This is a genomic window from Microcystis sp. M_OC_Ca_00000000_C217Col, assembly GCF_007095585.1.
Taxonomy (GTDB): Bacteria; Cyanobacteriota; Cyanobacteriia; order Cyanobacteriales; family Microcystaceae; genus Microcystis; species Microcystis panniformis.
In genome coordinates, this window is record NZ_SFBV01000123.1 from 1 (window position 1) to 9196 (window position 9196).

Genomic DNA, 9196 nt, shown 5'->3' on the forward strand with positions numbered 1-9196 from the left:
AAGAATTAGATTTTCAAGGGGGAATTGGTAACGATAATATTAATGCTTCTGCAACTACTTATGTGATTTTAAAAGGAGGAGAAGGTAATGATGTATTAACTGGTGGTTCAGGTAATGATAACCTTTATGGACAAGATGACAATGACACGCTACAAGGAACCAATAGCGGTACAGGAGAACGAGATACTTTAGAAGGAGGAACAGGAAACGATCGCTTTATTCTTGCAGATACAACAAAGACCTTCTATGATGACGGTAATAGCACCCTTCCCGGTGATGACGACTACGCGACAATTGCCGACTTTAACACCACTGATGACACAATTCAACTACGAGGTTCAAGTAGTAACTATCTGTTATCGGTTTCTGGTTCTAATACTAATCTCTACATCAACAAACCAGGCAGCGAACCAGATGAACTTATTGCGGTTATCAACAATCAAACAGCATTAAGTCTAACTGCTAGTTATTTTAGCTATGTTGCTAGTCCGACTCTTCCCACCATCACCCTAGCAGTTTCTCCCGCAAGTGTTACCGAAGACGGGACAACAAATCTGGTTTATACCTTCACTCGTAGCGGAGTAACAACTAATCCTTTAACGGTTAATTACACCCTCGGAGGGACAGCGACTTTAAATACCGACTACACTCGTACAGGGACTACCAATACTGTCACCTTTGCTGCTGGTTCATCCACTGCTACCGTAACAGTTGACCCCACTGCTGACACAATAGTAGAAAGTAACGAAACTGTTATTTTAACCCTTGCTGCGGGGACAGGTTATACGATAGGTACGACTACTCCAGTTACGGGGACAATTAATAATGACGATACCACTGTCACCTCGCAACTCTCCATTAATGACATCACCGTAGTGGAAGGTAAAGATAATAATGCCATCCTCACCGTCACAGTTGATAATCCCAATTCACAACCAATTACCTTCAACTATACCACTGCACCCATTAATGCTACCGCTAATGTAGATTACACTAGCAAAACCGGAACTATCACCATTGCACCTAATACTTCCACTGCTACTATTAGCATTCCCATCCTCAATGATAACCTCAATGAACCTGATGAAGCTTTTACAGTAACCCTGTCAAATCCCGTTAATGCTACCATCAATCCCGAAGGAGGAATAGGAGAAGTTATCATTACTGATACTTGGCAAAGCACTCTCACTCGCACCCTACCCAATAATGTCGAAAACCTCAGACTAATTGGCACTAATAATATTAATGGTACGGGTAACGCTGGTAACAATAATATCACTGGAAATAATGGTATTAATCAAATCAATGGAGGTGCGGGAATTGATACTTTAACCGGTGGTTTAGGTGCAGATACCTTCATCTTCCAATTTGGCCAATCTACCATATCAACAAGCGATCGTATCACAGATTTTGCCATCAATAGTGATAAAATTGACTTATTAACTCAAGCTGGAAACGCCACGAGTGCGCCTAGTAGTTTCAGTCGTGCTGCTAATAGCACCGTCACCACTTTACAGAATTTAGTCAATCAAGTATTTACTGATGCCAATGGAGCGACTACAGGTAATCAAGGATTAGGGGTTAATAGTGCCGCCTTAGTGCAGGTAACAACCGGTGCGATCGCTGGAACTTACCTCGTTATTAATGATAGCACAGATGGCTTCCAATCCAGCAATGATTTATTAATAAATATCACCGGATTTACTGGCACTTTACCAGCTTTAGGGAGCATTCCAGTGAGTAATTTCTTTATCTAAGTGTCTAAGGTGTAGGGTGCGTTAGTCGGCTATCAATTCCGTCAAAAAACCAAAATTAACAAGCCGCCGTAACGCACCACCTCTATCATTAAATCGGTGTGTTACGCTATCGCGCTTCACACCCTACTGGCTCCACAATTGCTTGCTCTACTTGATTGAGGTAATCAGATAAAAGTTTCAGCAGCATGATTTAATATTTGTTCTAATTCTTGACGCAAAGCAAGGTAATGACGATAATCGTTTGCCCATTCTATAAATATTATATCATCTGATAATGTTCCCTGATTGTATTGGTTATAAAAATCTTCGGAATCCATTTTATGTTGGTTCTCATAAACGCTAAGTCGCTTGGCAACAGCAATCAAAGCATCTAAAGATGATGTATATTGAATGGTCTGTTTACGCATTTTTCTTTTACTCCAAAATAGGGTTTGCTGAATAAATTTGAAATGTAGGCAAAGTAAAGGTTTTGGGGCTTTACGAGCGAAACAGGTGCAAGATTTTGAGAGAATCGTCGTTCAAAACCTTGCGTCTTCATCGGCCCGCGTCCTATAATGATATTTTGATTATAAACGATCGCGCTCAAACAAAAACATAAATCGTAGTGGACTGACACACCTAATTTAGGTGTAGGGTGCGTATTTGCGGCCATCAATTCGGTCAAAAAACCAAAATTAACAAGCCGCCGTAACGCACCACCTCTATTATTAAATTGGTGCGTTATGCTATCGCGCTTCACACCCTACGATAAGTAGCTGGTTATAATTAAATTAAAAATGGATTTTAGGTTCGATCCCCCCTGCCCCCCTTGATAAGGGGGGTGCCGATCCCCCCTTAGTCCCCCCTTAATCCCCCCTTAATAAGGGAAATAAAATTTGCTTTAGATTTGGACTAGACAACCGATGAATCAATCAACTCCCAATACTAATCAATCTATCCCCGTAGAGATAATTGCTTCCCGTAACTTCATTGATTGGTTAGAGTCTCAGCAGATTAGTCTGGCTTTTACTACCTATCAAAGTTCTCGACTGATGTTTTTAGGAGTTAACCCCCAAAGAGGGATGTCGGGATTTGAGCGGATATTTGACCGCGCCATGGGTTTATATACTACCCCAGAAAGGATTTATCTTAGTTCTCGCTATCAAATCTGGCAACTAGATAATGTGTTATCATCCGAACAGCTTTATGATGGTTACGATAAACTTTATATCCCCCGCATTAGTTATACTACTGGGGATTTAGATATTCACGATTTGGCAATAGAAAATCTCTCTGAAAGAATTATATTTATCAGTACCACGTTAAATTGTCTGGCGACAGTCAGCGATCGCCATAGTTGTATTCCCCTATGGAAACCATCGTTTATTTCCGCTTTAGTCAATGAAGATCGTTGTCATCTCAATGGTTTAGCTTTGGTAGATGGGAAGGCGCGTTATGTCACCGCTTGTAGTCAATCAGATGTGGTGGATGGGTGGAGAGACAGAAGACAAACTGGCGGTTGTGTCATTGATATTCAGTCTAATGAAGTGATTGCTACTGGTTTATCTATGCCTCATTCTCCCCGATTTTATCAGGGTAAGTTATGGTTATTAAATGCGGGTACGGGTTACTTTGGTTATATTGATCAAGACAAAGGCATTTTTGAGCCTGTTACTTTTTGTCCTGGTTTTCTGCGCGGTTTAGCATTTGTCGGAAATTATGCCATTGTTGGATTATCTAAAAATCGTGGGGTAGATAAGACTTTTTCGGGGTTAATCTTAGATGATAATTTAATGGCTAAAGAAGCAGATCCTCGCTGTGGTCTGCTAATTATTGATTTGAAAACGGGTGAAGTTGTTCACTGGATACGCTTAGAAGGTGAAGTGACTGAACTTTATGATATACAAGTCTTAGAAGGAGTTAAACGTCCCCAAGCTTTAGGATTTCAAAATGATGACATCAGTAAAATTATTACTCTTGATCCTATTTCTCCTTTAGTTGGAGGAAATATAGCAAATAATCAGCCTGATACTTCCCCAGCAGATACCCTTTATCAGCAAGCATACACCTTGCAAAAACAGCTTAAGCTTGAAGAAGCGATCGCTCTCTATCAACAATTAATTAATCAATCTCCCCAATATGCAGCCGCTTGGCATCAGTTGGGGGTGATCATGGATAGTTTAGGACAAATTGATCAAGCTATTTTGGCTTACAAGCAAGCTTTATTGATTAATCCTAATTATGCAGAAGCTCACAATAATTTGGGAATAATAGCAGTTAGCAAGGGAGATTTAGACGAGGCGATTATTTGCTTTAACCAAGCTATTCGTAGCAATCAAAACTATGCTTTTGCTGATAATAATTTAGGTTTAGTCCTACAAATGCAGGATAAGTTAGGGGATGCTGGGGTAAAGTTTCAAGAAGCAATCAGGAAAAACCCTAATTATCCAGAAGCACACTTTAATTTAGGAAATGTGTTACAACTACAGGGAAAAATTGAAGAAGCGATCGCTTATTTTCAAACAGCAATTAAGCTTAATCCTAAATACATTAAAGCTTATAATAGTTTGGCTTTAGCGTTAGGAAGACAGGACAAAGTAGAAGCAGCTATGAGCGTATTTAAGCAAGCTTTAGCTATTCAACCTAATTCCCCAGAGGCTTTTGCTTGCTTATTTTCTATGAAGGAAATGACTTGTAATTGGGAGACAAGAGAAGCTGATTTAATTCAACTTTGGCAATTAACCGAAAACCAGTTACAAGAGGGAAAATCTACCGCAGTAACTCCCTTTGATACCTTATATAAACCTTGGTCTGCTAGTCAACAATTGCAAGTAGCTTCTAACTATGCTCAAGAGGTTAAAAGACAATTAGCCTTAGTTACTAAACCCCTCAACTTTAACCATTCACGCACCCGATCTGGACGATTAAAAATAGGTTATTTATGCCATGATTTTCGTAATCATCCCACCAGTCATTTGATGCAAAGTGTCTTTGGTTTACATGATCGCAATAACTTTGAAATAATTGCCTATTCCTATGGTCCTGATGATGGTAGTGAATATCGTCGTCGCATTGCTAATGATTGCGATCGCTTTTATGATATTGCTACTTTATCAATTACGGAATCTGCACAACGGATTTTTCATGATGGGGTGCATATTTTAGTTGATTTGATGGGATATATTGATAAGGCGCGGACACAAATATTGGCTTTAAAACCGGCACCGATTCAAGTTAATTATTTGGTTTATCCGGGGACAATGGGAGCAGATTTTATCGACTATATTATTGGTGATGCCATAGTTACACCACCAGAGTCTGCTGATGATTTTACTGAAAAATTGGTAATTTTACCGGATAGTTATCAGGCTAATGATTATCAACAAATTATATCATCTAAACCTGTTACTCGTTCCCATTATGGTCTTCCTGAATCGGGTTTTGTCTTTTGTTGTTTCAACCATACCTATAAAATTGAGCCGCAAATATTCACTGTATGGATGCAAATTTTGGCTAATGTTCCAGGTAGTGTGTTATGGTTATTTTCGAGAGTAGCTGAAGCGGAAGCAAATCTACGTCGGGAAGCAAAAGCGCGAGGAATTGATGGCGATCGCTTAATTTTTGCCCATCTCCAACCTAAGTCGGAACATTTGGCGCGACATCAACTAGCTGATTTATTTCTTGATACTTTATACTATAATGCTCATACGACTGGGAGTGATGCTTTATGGGCAGGTTTACCGATTATAACTTGTCCAGGTACAACTTTTCCTTCCCGTGTTGGTGCTAGTTTACTGACAGCTATTGGCCTACCTGAATTAATTACTAAGAATTTAGAGGAGTATAAAAATTTAGCGATTAATTTAGCAAAATCTCCTGATAAATTGCAGGAATTTAAACAGAAATTAGCACAAAATCGTCTGACTTATCCGTTATTTGATACCCTTCGTTTTACCCGCAATTTAGAAAAAGCTTATCGGACAATGTGGGATATTTATGCTGCGGGAAAATCACCAGAGATGATCAAGATAGCCAATTGATCACTGGAATTATCAGGGTAAGGGCATCTTAACAATCCTTGACAAAATGAACTTTATGTGAGTTGCTTACCCAGGGGGTTGGGTTTCATGCTTCAACCCAACCTACGTTCATCTTATATTTAATTCCATCCACCTACTTATATATGTTAGTAAATTAAGTCCTAAAATTGAATTACCTTGCTCATTTAACAGAGGACTATAACAAGCGATCGCTCCCTGTTTCGGTACAATTGATAATAGGGCCCCACTAACTCCCGATTTAGTGGGAAAACCCACCTCAATAGCAAATTTTTCGGAAGCTTCATAGAGTCCAGAATTAGTCATAATTTCTAGAATAATTTCGGCAAAAGAAGAAGCTAAAATTAACTTACCTAAATTAGCAAGATCGTCAATTTTTCCAGATAAACAACAGATTCGATTGTAGGTTTCTAGAGCTAAATAACGATGACTGATATAACCATTTTTTTCTAATTCTAAGCTTAAAGATTGATTGTGAACATTAGGAGAAGAGTGAACAGACTCAAGCACAGATCGATCTAAAAATAATTGACAATTACCCATTTCATTTAACCATAAAAGCAAATTTTCACAGCGAGATTCCGGCGTTTCTCCTGCTAATAAATCCGCCAAAGCGATCGCACCACTGTTAATCAGAGGATTACGGGGAAAACCGCGATCCTCTTGCAGTTGAGTTAAAGAATTAAAAGGATAACTAGAAGCTTGTTTTCCCACGCGACGAAAAACAGCATCTTCCCCTAAATGGGTTAAAAGATATAATAACAAAAAAGGTTTAATCACACTCATCAAAGGAAAAGTTAAAGTTTCATCTCCCCAAGACAAAATCTCCCCCTCAAGACAGTGAATCTGGAGAGCGAAAATCTCGGGATTAACTTGGTTCAAAACCGGTATATAATAGGGAGTCTGACCCTTCCTATCCGATAAATGCACTTCCCCGACCCAAGCTTGTATATCTTCCACCCTTAATCTAGCTAATCGGTTCATTTGTTTGTTTAATCCATGTACTCAGTCAAAGAAGCAGAATCTATAATTTTAACTCAAATTCAACCCCAACAGGAAACAGAAAAAGTTTCTCTAGAGGCAGCTTTTGGGCGCATTTTAGCCGAAGATATCAGCAGTGATTTAGACTTTCCCTACTGGGATAATTCCGCAATGGATGGCTATGCTGTCCGCTACGAAGATGTCAAAGACACTAATCCAGAAAATCCCGTTACTTTAAAGATTATCGCCGAAATTCCCGCCGGCAAAGTCCCCGAAAAAATTATTCAACCCGGAGAAACAGCGCGAATATTTACGGGAGCGATGTTACCCGCCGGCAGTGATACGATTATTATGCAGGAAAATACTCAACAAAAAGGGGAGCGGGTGGCGATTCTTATCCCTCCCGAAAAAATAGGTCTTTTCGTGCGTCAACGCGGCACATTCTATCAAGCGGGAAATACTTTATTAAAAGCTGGTATTGCCATTAATTCCCCAGAAATAGCGGTTTTAGCCACGGCACAAGCTACCGAATTAACAGTTTTTTCCCGTCCCAAAGTGGCAATTTTCTCCACGGGAGATGAATTAATTAATCCCGATGAAACCCTCCAAAAAGGTCAAATTATTGACTCAAATCGCTACGCTTTAACGGCATTTGTCGCCAGTTTAGGGGCAATTCCTAGACCTTTAGGTATAATCAAAGATAGTCCCGAACTTCTCAGAGAAACTATCAGAAAAGCCGTTAATTCTAGTGCTATCGTCCTTTCCACCGGCGGTGTTTCCGTGGGAGATTACGATTATATCGAGGGAATTTTAGGGGAATTAGGAGCAGAAATTCTAATTCGCAGCGTTGCTATTCAACCGGGTAAACCCTTAACCTTCGCTACTTTTCCTAACGGTTGTATTTACTTTGGTATCCCTGGTAATCCCGTCTCTGCTTTAGTTTCCTGTTGGCGCTTCGTGCAAATGGCCATTAAAAAATTATCGGGATTGACAGATTATCAGAACAAATTTCTGCGAGTTATCACCCGCGATACTCTCAAATCTAAGGGACAAAGAGAAGTTTATCTCTGGGGAAAAATAGAAATTATCGAGGGAGTTTATCAATTTCAACTTGCTTCTGGACAACACAATTCGGCTAATTTAATTAATTTAGCGGGTACTAATGCTTTAGCCATAATTCCCCAGGGTAAAACTACTATACAAGCGGGAGAAACAGTAGAAGTTATGACTGGACTTCCCCTTTGAGAGCCAGTTTCAGATGTTGGCAAGGGTTCTTTTTTTGACTTGATTTCCTTCTCGGTAAGAATCAGGTCGAAGGACAGCAGCCGGGGAATTACGCTTAGGAACTTTTTCTATAGACCCTAATTAGGGTTTGCGGCAAAAAGTTTTTCCTGGTGGCAGGGTGTGGGGTGTGGGGTTTTACCCATTTTCAGGGAAAAAGTGCCGGAATTTTCCCCCCAAGCACATGGACCGCCAGCAACATTGTGAGTGTCACCTTCAATTTTGGTAATGGGACCCACGTTAAGTACCTAGGCAAAATTATTTACACATGACGATCATTGCCCCGTAAGGGTTTTAGCTCGATCGGGCAGGTAATTAATTTTGCATGACTACTTACCACCTTTAATCCTAATGGGGGTGATGGGTTGGATTTTAGTGTAGGAAGCTTTGTCACCAATGCCTTAGGACAATTAACCTCTGTTCCTTCTGATTGGATTGATTACTCTAATGTCAATGTCGTCTCAACCAATTCTACACAAACACCTAACGCATGGTTCGTGAATGGAGACAATGGCATTTACTTTACTAATGATTTGAACTACTCTGTCGATTTGACCAATGTATCAGGTAATATAGTTGCTGCTAACTGGACCATTCAAGGCACCCAGACACAGACAACCCCGGAACCAGGTACCGTTTTAGGCTTATTAGCGGTGGGTTCTCTGGGTTTATTGGCTCGCAAACGTCAATAAATGACCAATTCTATGGTAAGGAAGGTTTAAACGCCTTCCTTTTTGGTTAGGGGGCGATATAGTCTTATGTCCCTTTTTGCATAGCTCTAACCTGTTTAACCTCTAACTCTAAGGCGGATGCGACTTGCTCAACGCTTAACCCTAAGGCTAACAAACGAGGGACCGCCTCTAGTGCTTTGTTTAGTCTGCCTTGCTCAATGCCTTGCTCAATGCCTTGCTCAATGCCTTGCTCAATGCCTTGCTCAATGCCTTCCTGACGACCTTCCTCGCGACCTTCCTGACGACCTTCCTGACGCGCTTCCTCGCGCACATCTTGAAAATACTGAGTTTGTTTTAATTCATCTAAACTAAACATAGTTTCTATCTCCCGACGATTGAGAAGCGGTAACTTATAAACGAGAATCGTCTCTATTAATTGTAAGAGTTCTTGCGGTTTTTGGTCGGGGGT

Annotated in this window: 6 protein-coding genes and 1 pseudogene; 4 read left to right on the forward strand and 3 right to left on the reverse strand. The window is 40.2% G+C overall.

The window, feature by feature from the left end; all coding sequences use genetic code 11:
- A partial coding sequence (locus EWV66_RS07490; RefSeq protein WP_287107609.1) for a Calx-beta domain-containing protein occupies nucleotides 1–1757 on the forward strand: 1757 nt, incomplete at its 5' end.
- A gap of 164 nt (nucleotides 1758–1921) precedes the next feature.
- Here EWV66_RS07490 and tumA read toward each other — a convergent pair.
- Nucleotides 1922–2164, reverse strand: a complete 243-nt coding sequence (gene tumA / locus EWV66_RS07495; RefSeq protein WP_052276426.1) for an antitoxin TumA — start codon at nucleotides 2162–2164, stop codon at nucleotides 1922–1924.
- A 495-nt stretch (nucleotides 2165–2659) separates the two neighbouring features.
- Between tumA and EWV66_RS07500 the strand changes: the two genes are divergently transcribed.
- The gene (locus EWV66_RS07500) at nucleotides 2660–5776 is read left to right on the forward strand and encodes a TIGR03032 family protein (protein ID WP_287107610.1); all 3117 of its coding nucleotides are present in this window, start codon (nucleotides 2660–2662) and stop codon (nucleotides 5774–5776) included.
- A 108-nt stretch (nucleotides 5777–5884) separates the two neighbouring features.
- Here the strand turns inward: EWV66_RS07500 and EWV66_RS07505 are convergent, their stop codons facing one another.
- Entirely contained in the window at nucleotides 5885–6778 is an 894-nt protein-coding gene (locus tag EWV66_RS07505) for a glutaminase (RefSeq protein WP_287107612.1), read from the reverse strand.
- A 15-nt stretch (nucleotides 6779–6793) separates the two neighbouring features.
- On the opposite strand from EWV66_RS07505, the gene EWV66_RS07510 reads away from it, so the two are divergent.
- Both EWV66_RS07510 and EWV66_RS24370 read left to right on the forward strand, forming a co-directional pair.
- Nucleotides 6794–8020 carry a molybdopterin molybdotransferase MoeA gene (locus EWV66_RS07510; protein WP_052276424.1) on the forward strand — a complete coding sequence of 409 codons (1227 nt, stop codon included), beginning with the start codon at nucleotides 6794–6796 and terminating at the stop codon, nucleotides 8018–8020.
- Nucleotides 8021–8184: 164 nt separating this feature from the next.
- Nucleotides 8185–8748, forward strand: a pseudogene (locus EWV66_RS24370) (PEP-CTERM sorting domain-containing protein).
- 64 nt (nucleotides 8749–8812) lie between these two features.
- Here the strand turns inward: EWV66_RS24370 and EWV66_RS07520 are convergent.
- Nucleotides 8813–9196: DUF2887 domain-containing protein (locus tag EWV66_RS07520; RefSeq protein ID WP_287107613.1), on the reverse strand; the 384-nt coding region annotated here is incomplete at its 5' end.